19 protein-coding genes and 2 pseudogenes are annotated in these 22,160 nt (G+C 65.0%); 14 read left to right on the plus strand and 7 right to left on the minus strand.

Annotated elements, in window-relative coordinates; translation table 11 throughout:
• Positions 1 to 29: 29 nt before the first annotated feature.
• The 7 genes from rimO (at position 30) to L0U81_RS33510 (ending at position 6,469) form a co-directional block, all read left to right on the plus strand.
• On the plus strand, positions 30 to 1,424 hold the full coding sequence (gene rimO / locus L0U81_RS07150) for a 30S ribosomal protein S12 methylthiotransferase RimO (protein WP_233801198.1): 1,395 nt from the start codon (positions 30 to 32) through the stop codon (positions 1,422 to 1,424).
• A 3-nt stretch (positions 1,425 to 1,427) separates the two neighbouring features.
• On the plus strand, positions 1,428 to 2,378 hold the full coding sequence (locus L0U81_RS07155; RefSeq protein WP_233801200.1) for a sugar kinase: 951 nt from the start codon (positions 1,428 to 1,430) through the stop codon (positions 2,376 to 2,378).
• A gap of 87 nt (positions 2,379 to 2,465) precedes the next feature.
• Positions 2,466 to 3,650: a beta-ketothiolase BktB gene (gene bktB, locus L0U81_RS07160; protein WP_233801202.1), complete on the plus strand. Its 1,185-nt coding sequence runs from the start codon at positions 2,466 to 2,468 to the stop codon at positions 3,648 to 3,650.
• 63 nt (positions 3,651 to 3,713) lie between these two features.
• The gene (locus L0U81_RS07165) at positions 3,714 to 4,385 is read left to right on the plus strand and encodes a hypothetical protein (RefSeq protein WP_233801204.1); all 672 of its coding nucleotides are present in this window, start codon (positions 3,714 to 3,716) and stop codon (positions 4,383 to 4,385) included.
• 84 nt (positions 4,386 to 4,469) lie between these two features.
• A complete protein-coding gene (locus L0U81_RS07170) occupies positions 4,470 to 5,654 on the plus strand; it encodes a cystathionine beta-lyase (RefSeq protein ID WP_233801206.1) in 1,185 nt (394 codons plus the stop codon).
• A gap of 180 nt (positions 5,655 to 5,834) precedes the next feature.
• Positions 5,835 to 6,284, plus strand: coding sequence for a hypothetical protein (locus L0U81_RS07175; RefSeq protein ID WP_233801208.1), 450 nt, complete (start codon positions 5,835 to 5,837; stop codon positions 6,282 to 6,284).
• A gap of 53 nt (positions 6,285 to 6,337) precedes the next feature.
• Entirely contained in the window at positions 6,338 to 6,469 is a 132-nt protein-coding gene (locus L0U81_RS33510; RefSeq protein ID WP_267956602.1) for a hypothetical protein, read from the plus strand.
• A 75-nt stretch (positions 6,470 to 6,544) separates the two neighbouring features.
• Here the strand turns inward: L0U81_RS33510 and serB are convergent, their stop codons facing one another.
• Positions 6,545 to 7,384, minus strand: coding sequence for a phosphoserine phosphatase SerB (serB, locus tag L0U81_RS07180; RefSeq protein WP_233801210.1), 840 nt, complete (start codon positions 7,382 to 7,384; stop codon positions 6,545 to 6,547).
• A gap of 110 nt (positions 7,385 to 7,494) precedes the next feature.
• Here serB and L0U81_RS07185 point away from each other — a divergent pair.
• The 3 genes and pseudogenes from L0U81_RS07185 to L0U81_RS07195 form a co-directional block, all read left to right on the plus strand.
• Positions 7,495 to 7,659: pseudogene (locus L0U81_RS07185) on the plus strand (cytochrome P450); the annotation flags it as partial.
• A gap of 57 nt (positions 7,660 to 7,716) precedes the next feature.
• Positions 7,717 to 8,706: pseudogene (gene ligD / locus L0U81_RS07190) on the plus strand (DNA ligase D); the annotation flags it as partial.
• A gap of 394 nt (positions 8,707 to 9,100) precedes the next feature.
• On the plus strand, positions 9,101 to 9,649 hold the full coding sequence (locus tag L0U81_RS07195; protein WP_233801212.1) for a DUF6013 family protein: 549 nt from the start codon (positions 9,101 to 9,103) through the stop codon (positions 9,647 to 9,649).
• A gap of 61 nt (positions 9,650 to 9,710) precedes the next feature.
• On the opposite strand, the gene L0U81_RS07200 is transcribed toward L0U81_RS07195, so the two are convergent.
• Positions 9,711 to 10,517 carry an ABC transporter permease gene (locus L0U81_RS07200; RefSeq protein ID WP_233801214.1) on the minus strand — a complete coding sequence of 269 codons (807 nt, stop codon included), beginning with the start codon at positions 10,515 to 10,517 and terminating at the stop codon, positions 9,711 to 9,713.
• Positions 10,514 to 11,254: an ABC transporter ATP-binding protein gene (locus L0U81_RS07205; RefSeq protein ID WP_233801216.1), complete on the minus strand. Its 741-nt coding sequence runs from the start codon at positions 11,252 to 11,254 to the stop codon at positions 10,514 to 10,516. The genes L0U81_RS07200 and L0U81_RS07205 overlap by 4 nt, the downstream gene beginning before the upstream one ends.
• 228 nt (positions 11,255 to 11,482) lie before the next feature.
• On the opposite strand from L0U81_RS07205, the gene L0U81_RS07210 reads away from it, so the two are divergent.
• Complete coding sequence (locus L0U81_RS07210) at positions 11,483 to 13,792, plus strand: AsmA family protein (RefSeq protein ID WP_233801218.1); 2,310 nt, start codon at positions 11,483 to 11,485, stop codon at positions 13,790 to 13,792.
• A gap of 185 nt (positions 13,793 to 13,977) precedes the next feature.
• Here the strand turns inward: L0U81_RS07210 and L0U81_RS07215 are convergent, their stop codons facing one another.
• Complete coding sequence (locus L0U81_RS07215) at positions 13,978 to 14,469, minus strand: hypothetical protein (protein WP_233801220.1); 492 nt, start codon at positions 14,467 to 14,469, stop codon at positions 13,978 to 13,980.
• Positions 14,470 to 14,854: 385 nt separating this feature from the next.
• Here L0U81_RS07215 and L0U81_RS07220 point away from each other — a divergent pair, with 385 nt between their 5' ends.
• The 3 genes from L0U81_RS07220 (at position 14,855) to L0U81_RS07230 (ending at position 19,070) form a co-directional block, all read left to right on the plus strand.
• The gene (locus tag L0U81_RS07220; RefSeq protein WP_233801223.1) at positions 14,855 to 16,465 is read left to right on the plus strand and encodes a sensor histidine kinase; all 1,611 of its coding nucleotides are present in this window, start codon (positions 14,855 to 14,857) and stop codon (positions 16,463 to 16,465) included.
• Between the two features lie 80 nt (positions 16,466 to 16,545).
• Complete coding sequence (locus L0U81_RS07225) at positions 16,546 to 17,037, plus strand: response regulator (protein ID WP_233801225.1); 492 nt, start codon at positions 16,546 to 16,548, stop codon at positions 17,035 to 17,037.
• A gap of 59 nt (positions 17,038 to 17,096) precedes the next feature.
• On the plus strand, positions 17,097 to 19,070 hold the full coding sequence (locus L0U81_RS07230; protein ID WP_233801227.1) for a hybrid sensor histidine kinase/response regulator: 1,974 nt from the start codon (positions 17,097 to 17,099) through the stop codon (positions 19,068 to 19,070).
• A gap of 123 nt (positions 19,071 to 19,193) precedes the next feature.
• Here the strand turns inward: L0U81_RS07230 and mscL are convergent, their stop codons facing one another.
• The 3 genes from mscL to argE form a co-directional block, all read right to left on the minus strand.
• A complete protein-coding gene (mscL, locus tag L0U81_RS07235) occupies positions 19,194 to 19,640 on the minus strand; it encodes a large conductance mechanosensitive channel protein MscL (RefSeq protein WP_233801229.1) in 447 nt (148 codons plus the stop codon).
• Between the two features lie 100 nt (positions 19,641 to 19,740).
• The gene (locus L0U81_RS07240) at positions 19,741 to 20,775 is read right to left on the minus strand and encodes a threonine/serine dehydratase (RefSeq protein WP_233801231.1); all 1,035 of its coding nucleotides are present in this window, start codon (positions 20,773 to 20,775) and stop codon (positions 19,741 to 19,743) included.
• An 89-nt stretch (positions 20,776 to 20,864) separates the two neighbouring features.
• The gene (gene argE, locus L0U81_RS07245) at positions 20,865 to 22,097 is read right to left on the minus strand and encodes an acetylornithine deacetylase (protein ID WP_233801233.1); all 1,233 of its coding nucleotides are present in this window, start codon (positions 22,095 to 22,097) and stop codon (positions 20,865 to 20,867) included.
• Between the last annotated feature and the right edge of the window lie 63 nt (positions 22,098 to 22,160).

Below are 22,160 nucleotides of genomic sequence, written 5' to 3' on the forward strand. Positions count from 1 at the left end.
CAGGGTTTAACGTCTTCAAGCGGTTCCTCATGTCTTCCACCCCCTCGAACGCTCCGGCCGCGCCGGGCGCCACGCCCAAAGTCGGCTTCGTTTCCCTCGGCTGCCCCAAGGCCCTCGTCGACTCCGAGCAGATCATCACCCAGCTGCGCGCCGAAGGCTACGAAATTTCCGGCACCTATGACGGCGCGGACCTCGTTGTCGTCAACACCTGCGGTTTCATCGACGAAGCCGTACAGGAAAGCCTCGACGCGATCGGCGAAGCACTCAGCGAAAACGGCAAGGTGATCGTCACCGGTTGCCTCGGCGCGAAGAAGAGCGCGAGCGGCACGGGGCTGATCGAGGAAGTGCATCCGAAAGTGCTCGCCGTGACCGGCCCGCACGCGGTCGGCGAGGTGATGCAGGCGGTGCACAACCATCTGCCCAAGCCGCACGATCCGTTCATCGATCTGGTGCCCGCTGCGGGCGTCAAGCTCACGCCGCGCCACTACGCGTACCTGAAGATTTCCGAGGGCTGCAATCACCGCTGCACGTTCTGCATCATCCCGTCGATGCGCGGCGATCTCGTCTCGCGCCCGGTCGCCGAAGTCATGCTCGAAGCGGAGAACCTGTTCAAGTCCGGCGTGAAGGAACTGCTCGTGATTTCGCAGGACACGAGCGCCTACGGCGTCGACGTCAAATACCGCACCGGTTTCTGGAACGGCAAGCCGATCAAGACGCGCATGACGGATCTGGTCGGCGCGCTCGGCGAACTCGCGGCGCAATACGGCGCATGGGTGCGTCTGCATTACGTGTATCCGTACCCGAGCGTCGACGAAGTGATTCCGATGATGGCCGAGGGTCCATACAAGGGCCACGTGTTGCCGTATCTCGATGTGCCGTTCCAGCACGCGCATCCGGAAGTGCTCAAGCGCATGAAGCGCCCGGCCAACGCCGAGAAGGTGATGGAGCGCGTGAAGGCGTGGCGCGAGATCTGCCCGGATCTGACGATCCGCAGCACGTTCATCGCCGGCTTCCCGGGCGAGACCGAAGAGCAGTTCGAAACGCTGCTCGATTTCATCCGCGAGGCGGAGCTCGATCGCGTCGGCTGCTTTGCCTATTCGCCGGTCGAAGGCGCGAGCGCCAACGAACTCGACGGCGCGTTGCCTGACGAGGTGCGTGAGGAGCGTCGCGCGCGCTTCATGGAAGTGGCCGAGCAGGTGTCGGCCAAGCGCATCGCGAAGAAGGTCGGCAAGACGCTGAAGGTGCTGGTCGACGAAATCAACGCGGATGGCGGCATCGGTCGCACCGCGGCGGATGCGCCCGAGATCGACGGCGTCGTCTATATCGCGCCGGCCACCAAGGCGTCGAAGCGCTACAAGGTCGGCGATTTCGTGTCCGTGAAGATCACCGGCGCGGACGGCCACGATCTGTGGGGCGAGGTCTAGGCGATGACGGTCAACGCGGCTGCGCGGCATGAAGGTCAAACACCGGAAATCCTCGCGCTCGGCGAGGCGATGATCGAATTCAACCAGTCGGCGAAGGATCAGCCTAACTATCTGCAAGGCTTCGGCGGCGACACGTCGAACTTCTGCATCGCGGCCGCGCGCCAGGGTGCGAAGACCGGCTTCGTCTCAGCAGTCGGCGCCGATCACTTCGGACGCCTGCTCGTCGATCTGTGGGAGCGCGAGCGCGTCGATACGTCGTTCGTGCGCATCGATCCGCAAGCATCGACCGGCGTCTATTTCGTGTCCCACGGCGCGAGCGGCCACGCGTTCGACTATCTGCGCGCGGGCTCGGCGGCGAGCCGCTATGCGCCGGCCGATCTGCCGCGCGACGCGCTCGCGGCGGCGAAGGTCGTCCATCTGTCGGGCATCAGTCTCGCGATCAGCGTGAGCGCCTGCGACGCCGCGCTCGAGACGATCGCGCATGCGCGCGTGAACGGCGTGCGCGTGAGCTTCGACACCAATCTGCGCCTGAAGCTGTGGCCGCTTGCGCGGGCGCGCGCGGTAATGCTCGAGGCGATCCGCCAGACCGACATCTGCCTGCCGAGCTGGGATGACGTGACCGAACTGACGGGGCTGACCGGCCGCGACGAGATCGTCGACTTTCTGCTGTCGCATGGGCCGAGCGTGGTCGCGCTGAAGCTCGGCAAGGATGGCTCGTATATCGCCACGCCGAACGAGCGGCGAGTCGTGCCGGGCCACGCCGTCGATGCGGTCGATGCGACCGGCGCCGGCGACTGCTTTGGCGGCGCATTTATCGCGCGCATCGTCGCGGGCGACGATCCATTTGCTGCCGCGCGTTACGCGAACGTCGCCGCAGCGCTGTCGACGCAAGGCTATGGCGCGGTCGCGCCGATTCCGTCGCGCGAGACAGTCGAGCGACTGCTGGCGGGCTAGCTATCACGTGAGCCGCGCGCGGCGCAACGTGGCCCGCGCTGGCGTAATCATCCAGGCAAACTGGAGAGACAACAGGAGGGGCAAGCGATGCAACGGGACGTAGTGGTGGTAAGCGGTGTGCGCACGGCAATCGGCACGTTCGGCGGCAGCCTGAAGGATTTCGCGCCGACCGATCTCGGCGCGCGCGTCGTGCGCGAAGTGCTCGAGCGCGCGAGCGTATCGGGCGACGAAGTCGGGCACGTCGTGTTTGGCAACGTCGTGCACACCGAGCCGAAGGACATGTATCTCGCCCGCGTCGCGGCGATCAACGGCGGGGTCGCGCAGCATACGCCCGCGCTGACCGTCAACCGGCTATGCGGCTCGGGCTTGCAGGCCATCGTTTCGGCGGCTCAGAGCGTGCTGCTCGGCGATGCCGATATCGCGATCGGCGGCGGTGCGGAAAACATGAGCCGCGCGCCTTACTCGATGCCTGCCGCGCGCTTCGGTCAGCGCATGGGCGACGCGCGTCTCGTCGACATGATGGTCGGTGCGCTCAACGATCCGTTCCAGTCGATCCACATGGGCGTGACCGCCGAGAACGTCGCGCGCAAGTACGAGATCTCACGCGACGCGCAGGACGCGCTCGCGCTCGAATCGCATCGCCGCGCGGCGCACGCGATCACGAGCGGCTACTTCAAGGAACAGATTCTACCGATCACGATTCCGTCAAAGAAGGGCGACGTCGTGTTCGATACGGACGAGCACGCGCGGCTGAACGCAACAGCGGAAGACTTCTCGAAGCTCAAGCCGGTGTTCGTGAAGGAGAACGGCACGGTGACGGCGGGCAACGCGTCGGGCATCAACGACGCCGCCGCGGCCGTCGTGCTGATGGAACGCGGCGTCGCCGAGCGGCGCGGCGTGAAGCCGTTGGCGCGGCTCGTGTCCTACGCGCATGCCGGCGTCGATCCGGCGTACATGGGCATCGGGCCGGTGCCGGCGAGCCGCAAGGCGCTCGAGCGGGCCGGTCTCACGGTTGCCGATCTCGACGTCATCGAGGCCAACGAGGCGTTCGCCGCGCAGGCCTGCGCGGTCAGCAAGGAGCTCGGCTTCGATCCGGCCAAGGTCAATCCGAATGGCTCGGGCATTTCACTCGGCCATCCGATCGGCGCGACCGGGGCGCTGATTACCGTGAAGGCGCTGTACGAACTGCAGCGCATCGGCGGGCGCTATGCGCTCGTCACGATGTGCATCGGTGGCGGCCAAGGCATCGCGGCAGTGTTCGAGCGTCTCTGATCGCGGCCGGCGGCCACGCGCGGCATGCGTAGCAAGCAGGAACCAGTAACAAGGATGGACAGGATGCAGGAAGCGAAAGTGACGAAGGGTTCGGCAGCGCGCGAGTTGCGCCGGCGCGCCGGCGTGGTGGCGAGCGCTGCCGCGCTGCTGTGCGCCGGCACGGTACTGTGGACGCCGCCGCAGGCATGGGCCGAAAGCGATGCGGTCACGCAACTGGCGGCGCCGCCGCCGATCCAGTTGCCGCTGAAACCGAGCGCCGAGTTCGCGAAGTTTCCGCGCTATGCGGGCACGCTCGGCACGCGGCCGATCGTGCTGCGGCTTGGCCCCAAGACCGATGATCCGTCCGGCGTGCACGGCGAGTATCAGTACACCGATACCGGCGAGGTGATCCTGATCGCCGGCGATCGCGTCGGCGATACGCTCGAAGTCGAGGAATCGAACGACGGCACGCATATCACCGGCAACTGGGTCGGCAAGTTCGCGGCGGACGGCTCGCTCGAAGGCGAGCGGATGAACGTCGACGATTCGAACCCTCAGGAGTTCAACCTGAAGCCGCTGGCGGCCGGTTCGGCCGGCGCTGCGGCGGCGAAAGCTGCAACCCCGGCACCGCAACCGGATGCGGCCAACGGCGCGGCTGCGTCGCCCGCAGCGGCGCCCGCAGCGGCGCCCGCAGCGGCGCCCGCTGCCGGCGGACATCCGGTGGGCGGCGTCAGCAACCTGCAAACCGGCGACTGATGGATCCGCGCGCCGGGCATCCGGAATCGCGCGGCGCGGGTATTGTGTCGGTCGCGCTTCCGTGTGTTTTTCATCGAGCTTCACATGACTGAATCCAAACTCAAACGCGGTCTGCAAACCCGCATCGTGCACGCCAAGGACCAGATCACGCCGGGCTTCGAATCGTTCTCAACGCCGGTCACGCGCGCGTCGACGGTGGTGTTCCCCGATCTCGCCGCGATGCGCGCGCTCGACTGGAAGAACGACGCGCAATGGCGCTACGGCCTGCATGCGACGCCGACGCAGATCGCGCTCGCGCAGCGCCTCGCCGCGATCGAGGGCGGCAATCACGCGCTGCTGCAGCCATCGGGTCTGTCGTCGATCTCGAACGTCTACTTCGGCCTTGTAAAGGCCGGCGACGACGTGCTGATCCCCGATAACGTCTACTCGCCGAACCGCGAGCTCGGCGACTGGCTCGCGCGCGATTTCGGCATCACGGCGCGCTACTACGATCCGCTGATCGGCGCGGGCATCGCCGGTCTGATCCGGCCGAACACGCGCCTGATCTGGATCGAGGCGCCCGGCTCGGTGACGATGGAAGTGCCCGACGTACCGGCCATCACGGCGGCGGCGCGCGCGCGCAAGGTCGTCACCGCGATCGACAACACGTGGTCCGCGGGCCTCGCGTTCCGGCCGTTCGAGCACGGCGTCGACATCTCGGTGCAGGCGCTGACCAAATACCAGTCGGGCGGCGGCGACGTGCTGATGGGCGCGACGATTACGGTCGACCGCGAAGTCCATGTGAAGCTGAAGGCGGCGCGCATGCGCATGGGCATCGGCGTGTCTTCGGACGACTGCTCGCTGATCCTGCGCAGCCTGCCGAGCATGCAGCTGCGTTTCGCGCAGCACGACCGTGCGGCGCTGTCGCTCGCGACGTGGTTGAAGAGCCGGCCGGAAATCACCGCGGTGTTGCATCCGGCGCTCGCCGACTGCCCGGGGCACGACGTGTACAAGCGCGATTTCACCGGCGCGGGCGGCCTGTTTTCGGTCGTGTTCGACGAACGTTACAGCGATTCGCAGATCGACACCTTCTGCGAATCGCTCGAACTTTTTTCGCTCGGCTGGAGCTGGGGCGGCGCACATAGCCTCGCGATGCCGTATCACATCGGGTCGATGCGCACCGCGGCACAGTGGCCGCACCGGGGCACGCTGGTGCGCTTCTATATTGGTCTCGAGGACGAGGCAGATCTGCGCGCGGATATCGAACAGAGCCTGGCGACGCTCGCTTAACGCGCGCTGGCGCTGTTTGGCCCCGTGGTTCGAGAAGCCCGCCGGGATGGGTTCCCGGCGGGCTTTTTTGTCGCTCCCTGTATCAAGCAAGCCTAACCAATTGGCCGAATATTCGATGCCGCGTCGCGACGCTACGATGGTGTCTATTCCGACCAACGTCGCGGTTTGCGCGGAACTTCGATGAATCTTTTCTTCTGGATGTTGCTGAATCTCGCAGTGCCGATTGCCGGGCCGATCTTTACGCTCGCGATGGTCGCGCCGGCGTATGGTCGGCGCGTTGCCAGGGCGATGATTGCGTCGTCGGTGAAAGACGGGCAATTGTTCTGGTGTGCGATTGGACTGTGCGCTGCCGCGATTTATGAGGCAGTGACGGCGTTGGAGCAGGGCAGTCGCGAGACGCCGATGCTTGCACTTGGGATTGTCGGGTTTTGCGGGCTGGCATTCGCCTGTTCCATAGCCGTGATGGCAGGCTTGCTCAAGGGGTGGCAGGAAGGCTTGGGTGCCGATTTCGGCGACAGGCAGACCGGGTTCGTGGTCGGCAGGTTCTCGCGTGGGGTGATAGCCACGTCGATTTTCTCGATTTGCATCGCGGCGATTCTATCCGCGGCTTTGCACATCCACCTGAATTAGCTCTTTTTGCGATAGTGCAGCTCTTATACTGGTCCTGTCTTGTGGAGGAGCTTATGAAACAATTTATCCTGTCTTTGGAAATAGGCAAAAATCACGACCGCATCATGAAGGGCGTGTTGATCTTCAATATTCTGATTTCTGTTGGCATGCTCGCCATGCTCCTGCCCGGCATTTTCAACAGATAACGTCGCAATTCGCGCGGTTCGCTATCGCGGCGGTCGTGGTACCGGCGCGATAACGAATCCCTCAAGTCCCCAGCCTCAAAACAACCGCAGCAAGCCGTCCAGTCCAACGAAATTGAACGACACGCTGGCTGCTTCGCGCACTACCGGTTTCGCGCGGAATGCGACCGAGAGTCCTGCTGCGGCCATCATCTTCAGGTCGTTCGAGCCGTCGCCCATCGCAATCGCGCGCGACGGCTCGATGCCGAGCGTCGCGCAGGTCTCGCGCAGCGTCCGCGCTTTCACGTCCGCATTGACGATCTCCCCGATTACATTGCCGGTCAGCTTGCCGTCGACAATTTCAAGCGTGTTCGCACGCGTGAAATCGAGGCCGAGGCGCGCCTTCAGCTTCTCGGTGAAGAACGTAAAACCTCCCGAGACGAGCAGCGTTTTCAGGCCCGCCTGTTTCGCTCCGGCGAGCATCCGTTCGGCGCCCGGCGACAACTGCAGCCGCTCCTCGTACACGCGCTCGAGCGCTCTGGCGTCGAGTCCCTTTAGCAGCGCGACGCGACGCGTCAGGCTTTCGTTGAAGTCCTTGATCTCGCCGCGCATTGCAGCCTCGGTGATCGCCGCGACTTCGGCTTTCAGCCCGCAGAAATCAGCGATTTCGTCGATGCACTCGATCGTGATCAGCGTCGAATCCATGTCCATCGCGACGAGGCCAAAGTCGCGCAACTGCCGGCGGGCTTCGATGAACGCGTAATCGAGTTGATGCGTGTAGCAATACGCTTCGACGTCGGCGCGTTGCGCGACGTTCGCGTCGGCGATGCGAATGGCGTTCGCGTCGATGGCGGCGGCGTGCGAGCCGCGCGAGAGCGCGACGATCGTTTTGTGGTGGTCGGCGGAAAGGGGGGCGACGCTTTGAATGACGAGGTTCATGGACGACCAGTGACGCGGGAAAAGAGAGGCGCGTGACGCGCGGAAAATCCCGCTATTGTATCGGTTCTGTGCGCCGCGCCGTCGTAGGCGGCGGTACACAACAAGACCCCCTTCACCAGTGCGCGGGCCTGTCGCTGGCGCGGCTCGAGCCGCGGATTGCGATCGGCCGCTTCGGGCAGCGCTTCCCCGCGTATCGCCTCGATGGCGAGCCGACGCGCGGCGGGCGCGTGCGGTTTCGCGGGTTTGCGGCGGTGCCGGTCCTGCTCGAGCCTTGACGCGGCCTCGAATAATAATGCCCCTAAACCCGTGGCACGCTTGCTGCTGCGCCTGATGTCAGGGAACCCGCCCGACAAGGAGCCGACGTGCAACGGCAAACCGAACCCGCTTCCGACGATGCGCCGCGAAAAAGCGCGCCAAGCAAGCGCGCGCAGAGCGAAATCGCCGGAGTGCGCATCTCGCATCCCGATCGCGTGATCGACAAAAGCAGCGGCGCGAGCAAGCTCGACCTCGTGCGGTACTACGAATCCATTGCCGGATGGATGCTGCCGCATCTGCGCGAGCGGCCCGTTGCTCTGGTGCGCGCGCCCGAGGGTATCGGCGGCGAGCTGTTCTTCCAGAAGCACAGCCAGAAGCGGGCGATCGCGCACGTCGCGCAGCATGAGGGACTCGATCCGGGCCATCCGCCGCTGATCACGATCGACACGCTCGCCGCGCTGGTCGGCGCCGCGCAGATGGGCACCGTCGAATTTCATACGTGGAATGCGATTGCGTCGAACATCGAAAAGCCCGACCGCGTCGTGTTCGATCTCGACCCGGACCCGTCGCTCGGCTGGGAGCGCATGATCGAGGCCGCGCAATTGACGCGCTCGCTGCTCGACGAACTGGGCCTCAAGTCGTTCTGCAAGACGAGCGGCGGCAAGGGCTTGCACGTGATCGTGCCGCTCGCGAAGCAGGCCGGTTGGGACGAAGTGAAGGAATTCTCGCAGGCGGTCGCGCAGCATATGGCGGCGACGCTGCCACAGTACTTCAGCGCGAAGATGGGCGCGCAGAATCGCAAGAAGAAGATTTTCATCGACTATCTGCGCAACGCTCGCGGTGCGAGTACGGTGGCGGCATTCTCGGCGCGCGCGCGGCCAGGGCTCGGCGTGTCGGTGCCGCTAGCGTGGAATGAGCTCGAGAGGACGACGAGCGGCGATCAATGGAACATCCGCAACGTGCGCGAGCGCGTGGACGGCCTCGAAAGCGACCCGTGGGCGGACTATGCAAAGACGCGTCAGCGCATCACTGCGGCAATGAAAAAACGTCTGGGTGAGACGCCGTAATCGATCGTCCGGATGGCTGAATTCAGTCGCGAATTCACCGTGCATACTTGGCGCGCGTACGCGATTGCTACGCGCCCGCCCGCTCAATCCGGCTCCCGGTCCCAATACGGCGGATCGCCGAACTGCACGCGCTCGGTAAGCTGGTGCTGACAGGGTTTTGAGATGAAATCGACGCGCAGAAAGCGCGTGCCCGCAAGCGGGTTAACACCGGAGCCGACAGGACACGCGCGGCATCGCGCTTGGCGTTAGACTGACGACGCAGCATGCCAAAACGGTTGCGTGTCTTGCGGCGAGGCAAGCCGGTATGAGCCGGGCTCACCTGGGCCGTGCGCGAACAGTGCACAGGCAGTCGCACCGACGCGAGCGCGCAGCGGCACAACAACGAGGTGACAGTATGAGCTTGCGCTTCAAACTCTCCGCCGTGTCCGTTGTCGCTACTCTCGCCTGCGCGCTCGTGCCGGCTGCTCGCGCAGCCACGCCGATCACGGTGACCAACCAGGCCCCGCTGGACGGTCCGATTCGCTACACCGTTCGCGTCACGTCGAAACAGTTCGGCAATTCCCAGGAAACCCGCACGATCCGCTCGGGCGAATCGGACGACTTCACCTGGAAGACCGTGCCGCCCGGCGGTCCGGTGCCCGGCACGGATGAGTGCCCGGACTATTCGTCCCTGCCGGTCGACGCGAATGGCGCGATGATCCGTCAGACGCAGATCCGCTTCGCGCCGGTGGTGTCGAAAGACGGCACCGCGACCGTGCAGTTGAGCTTCCAGGCGCAGACGCCGCATGGCGTAAAAACCGTGACGAGCGGCGGCAAGACGCTCAAGTGTCCGAACGATGTGCGCATGAGCCAGATCGTGCGTTTCACGATGCCGGTCAATGGCACGACGAAAACGCTGACGCTGAGCGACGGCACCGAGGTGGCGGTCACCGCGAAGCGTTGAAGAAGAGCGGGCAGGGGGATGGCCGCGTCCTCGACCCGTAGCATGCGCTAGCGCGTCATCCTCATCCTTTACGCGCCGCGCGCTCGACCAGTCGCGCCGGCAAGAACTGGTGCCCGGCCGAAAAGAGCCGCCGGTACGTGAGCAGCACCGCGCCCACGGTCCCCAGCGCCGACGCCGCCGCGATCAGAAACATGATGACGATCTGATAGCGCACCGCCTGCAATGGCGACTGTCCGGCCAGCACCTGACCGGTCATCATGCCGGGCAGACTCACGACGCCGACCACCGCCATCTGGTTCAACGTCGGCATCATGCCCGCACGCACCGCCTGGCGGGCCGGCGCCTGCGCGGCCTCCCAGCGCGTCGCACCGAGAGCGAGCGCCATGTCGACGCGGTCGCGCCGCGCGGTCAGCTCCTCGATCATCCTCTCGATGCCAAGCGACACACCGGTCAGCGTGTTGCCGAGGATCATGCCGAGAATCGGGATCGCATATTGCGGCGCGTACCACGGATGAATGCGGATCACGACGAACAGTCCCACCGCTGCAACGAGCCATGAGCTGACCCAGATCGACAGCACGCTGTCGGCGCGTTGCCCGGCATAGGTGCGGCTGCCGCGCTGCGCGCCGGCGAAACCGGCGATCAGCGTCATCACGATCATCAGCGGCAGCACGATGTACCAGCGATCGAAACGGAACACCCAGCCGAGCACATAGCCGATCGCGAGTAGCTGGACGACGGTGCGCACCGCCGCCCATGCGAGCTTGCGCTCCAGATCGAGCTTCAGCGCGACCGACACTGCACCATTCACGACGATCAGCAGCGTCGCGATCGCGACGTCCCACAAGCTTAGATTCTGCAGGGTCATGGGCGGGGCTCCCGAGGCAGGTCGGCAGGAGCGCGGTGTTGTGCGTCGCCGTGCACGGGAAGGTCTTCGCCGAGGACGCCGGCGCGCATCGTCAGATGCCGTTCGCTCATGCGGACCGCCTGCTCCAGATCGTGCGACACCCACATCGACGCGTGACGTCCCGGCGCGGCATCGAACCACGCCTGCACGAGCGCTTCGATCGCGCGCGACGACGCCGGGTCGAGCGACGCGGTCGGTTCGTCGAGCAACAGCACTTCGGGCGCGAGTTGCAGCACACGGATCAGCGCGGCGATCTGCGCTTCGCCGCCTGACAGCTCGCTTGCGCGCTTGTCGAGAAAATCCTCGCTGCGGCCGGCTCGTACGGCAAGCGCGGCCGCCCGAGCGCGATCGAAGCGCACGTCGCGATACGCGCGCAACTCGAACGGATAGCGCAGGTTGTCTTCGACGCTGCCGTCGATCAGCGCGGGCCGCTGCCGGATATACGCCACGTTGCGCCGGTAGCGCGGAATCGCCGCGCGCTCGACTGGCGCGCCATGCCACAGAATACGCCCCGCATCGATCGGATCGAGCAGCGCGAGCGCGCGCAGAAACACGCTTTTGCCGGAGCCGGACGCTCCGGTAATCGCAACGCGCTCGCCGGCGCGCAGTGCGAAGGTGGTCGGCTGCAACAGCGTCTGGCCGCGCTCGGCATCGCGTCTCACGATGCCGTCGGCGAGGACGAAGGGAACATCGGTCATGGTTGGATCGTCGTGGGGAGGGGGTAGCGGCGACGGTACTTTATCGGCCATGATTCTTCGATGCCGGAGCGACGGCGTCAATGCGGACGTTGGTCTGTCGGCGAAGTGTGCGCCATGATAAAACGACAACGCACGATATCGCGCGATGGCGCGGCGATTCATTGCCGCGCGCCAGGCACGATAACTGCTGCACGATTCACAACGTAGAACAACGAACGGAGTTTCTTAATGGCAGGGTCGAGCAGCATCGGACGACGGATCGGAAAAATCTTTGCATGGCTGCTGGCGACGCTCGTCATCCTGGTTGCAGCGCTCGTCATCTTCATCCTGACCTTCGACTGGAACCGCGCGCGGCCTTACATCGACGACAAGGTCAGCCAGGCGATCGGCCGGCCGTTCGCGATCAACGGCGATCTGAAGGTCGGCTGGCGTCATCCGGCCGGCGAAACCGGCTGGCGCGGCTGGGTGCCCTGGCCACGCTTTTCGGCGGCCAACATCACGATCGGCAATCCCGACTGGACCAGACAGCCACAGTTCGCGACGCTCGACGAAATCGACTTCGAGGTCAAGGTGCTGCCGCTGCTCGCGCATGACATCGTGATTCCGGCGATCAACCTCGTGAATCCGTCGGTCGATCTCGAACGTCTGGCCGATGGACGCAATAACTGGACCTTCAACCTGCCGTCGTCGAGCGGACCGTCGGAATGGACGCTCGATTTGCACGATATCGGCTTCGCGAAGGGCAATCTCGCGCTGTCGGATCAGCAGAAGAAGGTCGACCTTCAGATGGTCGTCGATACGCTCGGGCAGCCGATTCCGCTCGGCGATGCGCTCAAGCAGCAGGAAGCCGCCTCGCGCAGCGCGTCCGCCCAGGCGATCGGTCGCGCGGGCGCGAGCAAGCTCGCCGCGCAGGCCGAGGCGCAGGCTGCCTCGGAGGCGACGGCGACTTCCGAACCGACGGCTGCGGCGCAAGCGTCGGCACCATCGGGCGCGGCCGCGACTTCCGGCGCGCCCGCGACGCCCCTCTATGCGATCGGATGGACCGTCAAAGGCACGTACAACCGCACGCCTGTGTCCGGCAGCGGTAAGCTCGGCGGTGTGCTCGCGCTGCAGGACGCGAACCGGCCGTTCCCGGTGCAGGCCGACGTGAAAGCCGGCGACCTGCATATCGCATTCGTCGGCACGATTACCGATCCGGCGCATCTCGCGGCGCTCGATCTGCGTCTCTGGCTGCAGGGCAACAGCATGGCACGCCTGTATTCGCTGACCGGCATGACCTTGCCCGAGACTCCACCGTACGCGACCGACGGCCATCTGACCGGTCGGTTCAGGTCGGGCGGCAACGTGTTCACGTATGAAAACTTTACAGGCCGGGTCGGCGGCAGCGATCTCAACGGGTCGTTGACCTATACCGGGCGCGTGCCGCGGCCACTGCTGCAAGGTGAAGTCGAATCGCACGTATTGCAGTTCTCGGATCTCGCGCCGGTGATCGGCGCCGATTCGAATGCGAGCAAGGCGCAACGCGGCGACGCGACCCGTCAGCCGAGTGATCGCGTGCTGCCGGTCGAAGAGTTCCGCACCGACCGCTGGAAGGCGATCGACGCCGATGTCAAGTTCACCGGCCGGCGCATCATCAAGAACTCGAATCTGCCGATCACGGATCTGTACACGCACGTCGAGATGACCGACGGCGTGCTGTCGCTCGTGCCGCTGAAGTTCGGCGTCGCGGGCGGCTCGCTGGCGTCGGACATTCATCTCGATGGCGGCGCGGCGCCGCTGAAGGGGCGCTTTACGATGTCGGCGCGGCATCTGAAGTTGAAGCAACTCTTTCCGAACTTCAAGACGATGCAGAACGCGCTCGGTGAGATCAACGGAGATGCGTCGCTGTCCGCGACCGGCAATTCGCCCGCCGCGCTCGCGGCGACCTCGAACGGCGAGTTGAAGGCGCTCGTCACCGAGGGCACCGTGAGCCGTCTGCTGATGGAGGCGGCGGGGCTGAACGTCGCGAACGTCGTGTATGAAAAGCTGTTCGGCAATCGCGACGTGAAGATCAATTGCGCAGCCGCCAATTTCATCGCCACCGATGGCGTGCTCGAATCGCGTGTGTTCGCGCTTGATACCGACGACGCGGTGATCAACATCGACGGTCACGTGAATCTGCGTGACGAGACGCTGGACCTTGGCGTGCATCCGCATACGAAGGGCTTCCGGGTCCTTTCGCTGCGCTCCCCGCTGTACGTGAAGGGCACGTTCAGGGATCCGCACGTCGGCGTCAATGCGGCCGCGCTCGCGTTGCGGGGCGGCGCGGTGGTCGGCCTCGGGCTGATCAATCCGTTCGCGGCACTGATCCCGCTGCTCGCGCCGAGCAACAACAAGCCGCTGGCGTGTACGGAATTGCTCGCGCAGGTCCGGCAGATGCCGAAGGCGCCGCCGCCGGGCGTCAAGCAGCCTAACGCACCGACCTCGCACGACGGCGCGCCGGATCGCAAGCCCGCTGCGCTTTCGCCGGCGAGCGCGGCGGAATACAAGGGGAGCTGATGCCGTCGGGTTGGCCTGCGCACGGGTCGAGCTGGAGCCGAAGCGGCGGCCTGGGTGTGATCTTTCTGTGGCTGATCAGCGTGCCGCCCGCGCCCGGGCGCGTCGACGATGGGATTGCCGAATGGATGGCAGGTGACGACAGGACGACCTGTCAGTAGCCCTGAACTTCAGAGCGCCTGATCAGCCTATCTGAGTGAGCGCGGTGTTGCATCGCCGGCCGCATCCTGGCGACGCACGCCGCGGCGGATACCGATCCGCGTCGCGCCGAACTCGGTCAGAATTTTGCCGCGCGCGCGGCTCGCGAACACGAGGAAGCCGAAGCCGTCCGCCTCGTACCAGTAGCCGCCGTTCTCGAGACCGTCGAGCGGCTGCTCCAGCGCGTTGGTAATGGATTCGATACAGCGCCGCCGCAATTCGGCAGGCGCGGGATAGGGGGGCTGTGCGCCGCGCACACTGCATAGCAGTACGTCGAGTCCGGGCAGCACGTGCGCATAGAGCACGGGTTCATCCTGGGCACGGGCGCGGGCGATCTTGGTGTCGAGCTGACTGAACGGCTTGAAATGCCGCAGAACCGCGAGGAACGACTCGTCGCCGTCCACCTTCGCGCGTCTACGCTTTTTCGGGAAGGACATAAAAATTCGCCTGAAAAGGAATTGCAAGAATCGCTGCGTCCTCATGCGACCACTCCCGGCTTTCGCGCGCCGCACGTCGATCTTTTATAGCATACGACAAGGCCGGATTCACGATGATTCGACGCTACCGCATCGCCCCACCGCCTCCCGCACGAATCATGCCGAACCGCCTCGCCGCGCGCATTCGCATCCCAGCACACCTTGTCTCCATCATAGACGCAGGCGGCGCCGAAAAAACATCCCATCCTAATAAAAAAGTCAATTTTGTGTGCGCGGGCGCTTGCTGGCGCGCCGTTGAAATATCTCAAATTCACGTCGATAATGGCCGCTCTGGCCGCGCCGCGCCTGCCTCACGGGGCGCGACGGGTGTGCGCGAGCCCCGCCGTTCGAGTGACAGCCTGAATCACAGCCTGAGCGCGCTGACGGGACCATGAAACTATTCACCAAAGGTCTGCTGCTGATCGCTGTACCGAGCGTGGTCGAGCTCGCGCTGCTCGGGGTCGTCTTCGATACCCAGGAGCAGACCGCGCAGGCCGCACAATGGGTCGACAACAGCAAGCAGATCCTCTACCAGTCGTCGGCCATCGTCGATCCGCTGCTGCGTCAGGCCGCGCGTGTGCGCACGGCCATGGTGACGGGCGACGCATCGCTGATCGACCGCCGCGCAGTGTGGGTCGACCTGAACGACCGGCTCGCGAAGCTCGATGCGCTGGTCGCCGAAACACCGCCCCAGGCCGAGCGCGTCCGCAATATGCGACGCGCGATCGACGCGTATCGCGAGCAGAGCGTCGCAATTTCGCAGGCGTTGCACGAGGGGCGCAGTCTACGCCCCTATATCGCGCTCGAAACTGGCGCGTTGCCGCAACAGATCGCCGTGTTTCGCGAAGAGCTGGCCCAGTTCGGCGCGGCGGCGTCGCAACTCGACGTCGAGCGGTCGACCGCGCTTGGAGAACGGCGCGAGCTTCAGCAGCGCGCGCTGATCGCCGCCGTGTTCGGCTCGATGCTGATTTGGGCGGTCACCGCGTTCGTGTTCGCGCGCGGCATCGGCCAACGCCTCGAAGTCCTGACCGATAACGCCGAGCGGCTCGGAAGCGGTCGGCCGCTCGCGGCGCCATTGTCGGGCAGCGACGAAATCGCCGCGCTCGACACGGTGCTGCATCAGACCGATGCGCGACTGCGCGAGGCCGAAGCCGAGCAGGAGACCCTGAAGATGCAGCTCGAAGCACGCGCGGGGGAACTGGCTGCCGTCAATGAGGAATTGCGCCAGGAAACGCAGGACAACGAGATGTTCATCTACAGCGTGTCGCACGATCTGCGCTCCCCGCTCGTCAATCTGCAGGGGTTTTCGAAGGAGCTGCACGTATCGTGTGACGAGCTCGACGGCATCATCGGGCAGGCTCGCCTGCCTGACAATGAGCAGCGGCGCATGACGCAGATCCTCGACGGCGACGTGCGCGAGTCGCTGCACTATTTGCGCACCGCGGTCGCGCGCGCGGCGGCGATCATCGACGCGCTCCTGCGCATCTCGCGCGCGGGACGGCTCGAATACCAGTGGCAGCGGGTCAGCGTCGGACGCGCGGTGGCGCGGGTCGTCGATGCGCTGCAAGGCACCATCGACCAGCGCGCGGCGAGCGTGACGGTGCGCGAGCTGCCGCCCGCATGGGGCGACCCGGCGGCGGTCGAGCAGATCTTCAGCAACCTGATCGGCAATGCGCTGAATTTTCTCGATCCGGCGCGCAGCGGGCGCATCGAGGTCGGCGCGCTGGAGCCCGGACCCGTCGACGAAAGCGAGCCTCGCGCGCTCCGTATGCGCACCTATTACGTCCGCGATAATGGGCTCGGTATTCCAGCCGCGTATCTGTCGAAGGTGTTTCGCGCGTTCCAGCGTCTGCACGGAGACGTCGCGAGCGGCGAGGGAATCGGCCTGGCGCTGGTGCGGCGCACGGTCGAGCGGCACGGCGGGCGCGTCTGGGTCGAATCGGCCGAGGGCGCGGGCTCGACCTTTTTCGTGATGCTGCCCGAACAGCCGGTGCGCCTGTGAGCGCGGCGCATGCCGGCACGAGCAGTGACGCTGGCATCCTCGCAGCGGCATGAATGACGAATCGTTAGCACGGAGAGCTTATGAATCACGCGCAAACGGTCAGCATCGTTCTGATCGAAGACGATGACGGCCACGCGACGCTCGTCGAGCGTAATCTGCGCCGCGCCGGCATTTCGAACGGCTTCATGCGCTTTCGCGACGGCCAGCAGGCGCTCGATTATTTCTTCGGCCCCGCGCCCGCGCAGCCATTGACCGACGCCGACGGCCATCCGTATCCGCCGCGCGAGAATCTCGCGAATTTCGTCGTGCTGCTCGATCTGAAGATGCCGCGCGTCGACGGCTTCGAGGTGTTGCGGCGTCTGAAGGAAGCCCCCGAGACCGCCGCGGTGCCGGTGATCGTGCTGACCACCACCGACGATCCGCGCGAGATCGCGCGCTGCTACGAGCTCGGCTGCAACGTCTATATCTGCAAGCCGGTCGAATATGATGCGTTCATCGAGGCCGTGCGCCGGCTCGGCTTTTTCCTGCAAGTGGTCAAGCTGCCGCCGGGGCATCGGCTTGCGCCGCCCTGAAGCTGTCCGAAAGCCGTTCATGACAAGATAAGTACCGAACTGACCCAGAGAAGACCTGCATGACCGAAGAAGTGTCCACGCCGCACGTCGCGTACGTGCTCGTCGTCGATGACGACGAAGGCATCTTGCGACTCGCGCGCAAATCGCTCGAACGCGCCGGCTGCCGGGTGGCGATCTGCGCCGGCGTCGAGGCGGCTCGCGAGCGCCTCGCGAGCGGCTGCCCCGATCTGCTCGTGCTCGACTATCAACTGAGCGGACCCGAGACGGGGCTCGACTTCTTCCGGCGTCTGCGCGCGGAGGGCGTGCGCATTCCGGCGATCCTCGTGACCGGCTTCACCGACGAATCGCGCGTGATCGAAGCGCTGCGCTCAGGCGTGTCCGACGTAGTGCCGAAGTCCGGTGACTATCTCGACTATCTGCCGGAGGCCGTGGAGCGCGTGCTGTCGCAGGTGCGGCTGCAACGCGCGTCCGACGAGGCGCTGCTGCTACGCGATCGCGAACTGCATTACCGGACGCTGTCCGAAGCGTTGCCGCATCTCGTGCTGACCTGCGACGCGGCCGGAGATTGCGACTTCCTGTCGAAGCAGTGGCACGACTACACCGGCTTGCCCGAACACGGCTCGCACGGTCTCGCATGGCTCGACGCGGTGCATCCCGACGATCGCGAGGAGATCCGCCGCAGCTGGCTGAAGGCCGTCGCGAGCCGCAGCGGCGAGTATCGGCAGGAGATGCGGATTCGCCGCCACGACGGCGAGTACCGCTGGTTCGACGTGCGGGTGGTCGCGATGCGCGACGCCGACGGCAACGTCAGCAAATGGTTCGGCAGTTGCACCGACATCCACTCGCAGCGCGAGGCGATCGAGGAGCGCGAGCGACTGCTCGAGTCCGAGCAGGCCGCGCGCCAGGCCGCCGAAGAAGCGAATCGCGCGAAGGACCGTTTTCTCGCGATGCTGTCGCACGAATTGCGCACGCCGCTCACGCCAGTGCTCGCGGGCGCGAGCGTGCTCGAGATGATCCCCGAGCTGCCCGAGCAGGCGCGCGCGAGCGTGCGGATGATTCGCCGCAACGTCGAACTGGAGGCGCGGCTGATCGACGATCTGCTCGATCTGACGCGCGTCGCGAACGGCAAGCTTCGGCTGTCGCTGGAGACCGTCGACGTGCACGAGGTGATCGACAGCGTGCTCGAACTCTTTCGCAGCGAAATCCAGGTCAAGCAGCAGGACGTGCACGTCGGGAAGCACGCGACGCAACACTACGTGCTCGCCGATCGCGCGCGCCTGCAACAGATGCTGTGGAACCTCATTCGCAATGCGGCGAAGTTCACGCCGGACGGCGGTCATATCTATGTGCGCACGCGCGACGAACGCATGCAGGTGCAGATCTCGGTCGAAGACACCGGCATCGGCATCGAGCCCGAGCAGATCGGCAAGCTGTTCAATGCGTTCGAGCAGGGCGACCAGAAGATGACGCGGCAGTTCGGCGGCCTGGGCTTGGGTCTCGCGATCACGAAGGCTTTGACCGACGTGCACGGCGGTACCGTGACCGCGCAGAGCCCCGGTCCGCATTGCGGCGCGACCTTCACGATCACGCTGCCGACCGCCGCCGCGCCGGCCGCCGCGCAGCCGGTCATCGTGCCGAGCACCGTGCAGCCGGCGAGCTCGTTGACGGTGCTACTGATCGAGGACCACATCGATACCGCCGACGTGATGGCGCAGTTGATGCGCAGCGTCGGCCATGACGTGACGGTGGTCGGGCGCATCGACGACGCGCTTGCGGCGACGCAGTTGCAGAGCTTCGATCTGGTCGTCAGCGATGTCGGGTTGCCCGATGGCACCGGCCTCGATTTCATCAAGGCGTTTCGCGAGCATTCGGACGTGCCTGCCGTCGCCCTGACCGGCTTCGGCACCGACGAGGACGTGCGCCGTTGTCTGAGCGCGGGCTTTACGTCGCATCTGACGAAGCCTGTCAATTTCGGCCAGCTCGAAACGATGATCGAAAATGCGGCGCAATTGAAGGCGCGAAAGGGCGCGTAAGGCTCGATAATCGGCGGCGCTGAAAAAGAGGCGGGAAAGCACAAAGGCCTGTTGCGACGTCAATCGCAACAGGCCTTTTCATTTCACTGGCTCTGGTCGTCGAACCCGAGCTTCATTTGACATTTAACGCTGCTGGTTCTTTAGCGAATCGCGGATCTCGCGCAGCAGAAGCACGTCTTCCGGGGTCGGCGGCGGCTCCGCCGGGGCGGCTTCCGGCGCCTTGCGCAAATTGTTGATGAATTTGACCATCAGGAAAATGATGAACGCGAGAATGATGAAGTTGATCAGCACGGTAATGAACGAACCGTAGCCGATCACCGCCACACCCGCCGTTTGCAGGTCTTTATACGATTCCGGGTTGCCTTTGTAAGTCGCCGGAATATGGCCGAGGCGAATGAACATATTGGAGAAATCGAGGCCGCCAGTAGCGAGCCCGACAACCGGCATGATCAGGTCTTTAACCACGGAATTGACAATGGTGGAAAATGCGCCGCCGATAATCACACCGACCGCCAGATCCATCACATTGCCCTTGAGGGCAAATTCTTTAAATTCCTGGATCATGCTCATACATACACCTCCCCTGATATGAATAGCCGAATAATACCAACCTGAAGCGGATCGGCTAGTGCTTTAGCCGCAATGCAACAGACGCATTCGTTGCGCGCCGCTAACGAGGAAACTGCGACTCTCCATGACGCGCGCGCTCCAGATGCGCGGCAAAACTGACCGGATCGGTGTTGGTGCCGCACAGCAGCACACCCACGCGTTTGCCCTGCAGCTGCTCGCGCAGCGGTCCGAGCAGCGCCGCGGTAGCGGCCGCGCAGGCCGGCTCGACCGCGAGCTTTAACTGATCGAACAGGATCAGCATCGCCGTGCGTAACTGATCGTCGGACACCGTCACGAGCCGATCGATATGGCGGCGGCACAGTTCATAGCTGTATTGCTCGGTATGCGGCGACATCAGCGAATCGGCGATGCTGTACATACGGCCCATTCTGACCGTATGGTTGGCGGCAAAACTCCTGCTCATCACGTCTGAGCCTTCGGGTTCGACGCCGTACACATGCATGTTCGGATTCGCGAGCCGCAGCGCCGTGGAGACCCCGGCCGCGAGTCCGCCGCCGCCGATCGGCACGATCACCGCTTCGAGGTCAGGCGTTTGCGTTGCCCATTCGTAGCCGAGCGTGGCCGAGCCGAGCACCGTGCGATAGCCGTTGAACGGATGCACGAAATATCGGCCTTCCTCGGCCTCGATGTGGCGTACCAGCTCGAACGCTTCGGCGAGATCTTCCGCATAGACGATGTCGGCGCCGTACTCGCGGCACAGCGCGACGCGCGCCGGATTGGCCGCACTGAGCAGCACGACTTTCGCACTGACGCCTAGCCGCATCGCCGCAAAGGCGACGGCCACCGCATGGTTGCCGCCCGATACGCAGGTGACGCCCGCGCTCTTTTGCGCATCGTCGAGCGCGAGCAGGTTCGTGAAGGCGCCGCGTGTCTTGAAGCTGCCGCCCGCCTGCAGCAGTTCGAACTTGAAGTTGACGACGGTGCTGCGCAGCGACCCGAAGTCGAGCCGGTCGAACACCGGCGTGCGCGCGACCCACGGCGTCAACGCAAAGTGCTGCGCGGCGATGTCGTCGAGCGTGGGGATCGGCTCGCCGTCGATGGTGTGATCCGTGTGCTGCGGCATGGCGCTCGACATGGCGGTCGCTCCGGAGTCGTCAATGTCGGTGAGACCCATTGCGCGGCGCGCAGGTTCAGTACGGTTGCGCGCCGCTGCAACGAAACACGCTAAGCGGCCTCGACCGACATGCTGTGGATGAACTTGCGCAAAAAGCGCTCGCACGCGACGAGCTGCTCGAGCTCGACGAATTCGTTCGCCTTGTGCGCCTGCTGGATGTCGCCGGGGCCGCAGACGATGCTCGGCACACCCGCGTTGGAAAAGAGGCCCGCCTCGGTGCCGTACGCGACCTTGCGCTTCTCCCGGTCGGCGGTCAGCGCGCGCACGAGCTGCGTGATCGCGGCCTGTTCAGACGAATCGAGGCCGGGCGCCGCGGCGATCTTCGTGATCTCGATCGCGGCCGACGGATGTTCGCGCAGCATTTTCGGCAGCAGCGTTTCGCGCGCGTAGGTGTCGATGCGCGCGAAGATCTGCTCGGGATCGAGCGTCGGCAGATTGCGGAATTCAAACTGGAACTGGCACTCGGCCGGCACCGTGTTGATCGCGTTGCCGCCCGTGATCGTGCTGGTCTGCGCGGTGCTGAACGGCACGTCGTACAGTTCGTCGAACGGGCCTTGCTCGCGGAACTGGTCGGCCATGTCGCGGATGTAGCAGATCAGGCGCGCCGCGTACTCGATCGCGTTCAAGCCCTTCGGCGTCAGCGACGAATGCGCGGCCTGGCCGCGCACGCAGCACTGATACGTGTTGATGCCCTTGTGCGCGATGATCGGGCGCATGCTGGTCGGCTCGCCGACGATGCAGCCGTCCGGCTTCACACCGCGCTTCATCAGATCGGCGATCATAAGCGGCGCGCCGACGCAGCCAACTTCCTCGTCGAACGACAGCGCGAAGTGGATCGGCTTCGCGAGCTTCGTGCGCTGCATGTCCGGCAGGAGCGCGAGCGCCGCGCCGATGAAGCCCTTCATGTCGCAGGTGCCGCGGCCGTACAGTTTGTCGCCACGAATCTCGGGCTTGAACGGATCGCTGTCCCATTGCTGGCCGTCCACCGGCACGACGTCCGTGTGGCCCGACAGCACGACGCCGCCGTTCGTTTCGCCATCGTGCGCGGGAATCGTCGCGAACAGGTTCGCCCATTGGCCGCCCTTGCCGTGCGTGAGCGTTGCGTCGACGCCGGCCGCGCGCAACTCGTCGCGCACGGTTTCGATCAGGCCGAGATTCGGATTGCGGCTCACCGTGTCCATCGACACGAGACGGGTGACCCAGGGCAGAGATACCGGAGATGCGGGAGCAGCGGGGGAGGCAGAAGACTGCGACGATTGCGCTGTTTCAGCGACGTGAGACATGACATGACTCCGGCATTCGAGTCTATCGATCATATCCCAAATCGCATTTTCGTAAGGTCTTGC

This window comes from Paraburkholderia sp. HP33-1, assembly GCF_021390595.1.
In the GTDB taxonomy this organism is placed as follows: Bacteria; Pseudomonadota; Gammaproteobacteria; order Burkholderiales; family Burkholderiaceae; genus Paraburkholderia.

Bases quoted from the DNA above. Each gene is read 5' to 3' on its own strand.
- L0U81_RS33510 (WP_267956602.1), top strand. From the start codon at position 6,338: ATGAAACAATTTATCCTGTCTTTGGAAATAGGCAAAAATCACGACCGC.
- L0U81_RS07155 (WP_233801200.1), top strand. From the start codon at position 1,428: ATGACGGTCAACGCGGCTGCGCGGCATGAAGGTCAAACACCGGAAATC.
- rimO (WP_233801198.1), top strand. From the start codon at position 30: ATGTCTTCCACCCCCTCGAACGCTCCGGCCGCGCCGGGCGCCACGCCC.
- L0U81_RS07165 (WP_233801204.1), top strand. From the start codon at position 3,714: ATGCAGGAAGCGAAAGTGACGAAGGGTTCGGCAGCGCGCGAGTTGCGC.
- L0U81_RS07205 (WP_233801216.1), bottom strand. From the start codon at position 11,254: ATGACCGATGTTCCCTTCGTCCTCGCCGACGGCATCGTGAGACGCGAT.
- L0U81_RS07225 (WP_233801225.1), top strand. From the start codon at position 16,546: ATGAATCACGCGCAAACGGTCAGCATCGTTCTGATCGAAGACGATGAC.
- L0U81_RS07195 (WP_233801212.1), top strand. From the start codon at position 9,101: ATGAGCTTGCGCTTCAAACTCTCCGCCGTGTCCGTTGTCGCTACTCTC.
- L0U81_RS07240 (WP_233801231.1), bottom strand. From the start codon at position 20,775: ATGTCGAGCGCCATGCCGCAGCACACGGATCACACCATCGACGGCGAG.
- L0U81_RS07200 (WP_233801214.1), bottom strand. From the start codon at position 10,517: ATGACCCTGCAGAATCTAAGCTTGTGGGACGTCGCGATCGCGACGCTG.
- mscL (WP_233801229.1), bottom strand. From the start codon at position 19,640: ATGAGCATGATCCAGGAATTTAAAGAATTTGCCCTCAAGGGCAATGTG.
- L0U81_RS07220 (WP_233801223.1), top strand. From the start codon at position 14,855: ATGAAACTATTCACCAAAGGTCTGCTGCTGATCGCTGTACCGAGCGTG.
- bktB (WP_233801202.1), top strand. From the start codon at position 2,466: ATGCAACGGGACGTAGTGGTGGTAAGCGGTGTGCGCACGGCAATCGGC.
- L0U81_RS07210 (WP_233801218.1), top strand. From the start codon at position 11,483: ATGGCAGGGTCGAGCAGCATCGGACGACGGATCGGAAAAATCTTTGCA.
- serB (WP_233801210.1), bottom strand. From the start codon at position 7,384: ATGAACCTCGTCATTCAAAGCGTCGCCCCCCTTTCCGCCGACCACCAC.
- L0U81_RS07175 (WP_233801208.1), top strand. From the start codon at position 5,835: ATGAATCTTTTCTTCTGGATGTTGCTGAATCTCGCAGTGCCGATTGCC.
- argE (WP_233801233.1), bottom strand. From the start codon at position 22,097: ATGTCTCACGTCGCTGAAACAGCGCAATCGTCGCAGTCTTCTGCCTCC.
- L0U81_RS07215 (WP_233801220.1), bottom strand. From the start codon at position 14,469: ATGAGGACGCAGCGATTCTTGCAATTCCTTTTCAGGCGAATTTTTATG.
- L0U81_RS07230 (WP_233801227.1), top strand. From the start codon at position 17,097: ATGACCGAAGAAGTGTCCACGCCGCACGTCGCGTACGTGCTCGTCGTC.
- L0U81_RS07170 (WP_233801206.1), top strand. From the start codon at position 4,470: ATGACTGAATCCAAACTCAAACGCGGTCTGCAAACCCGCATCGTGCAC.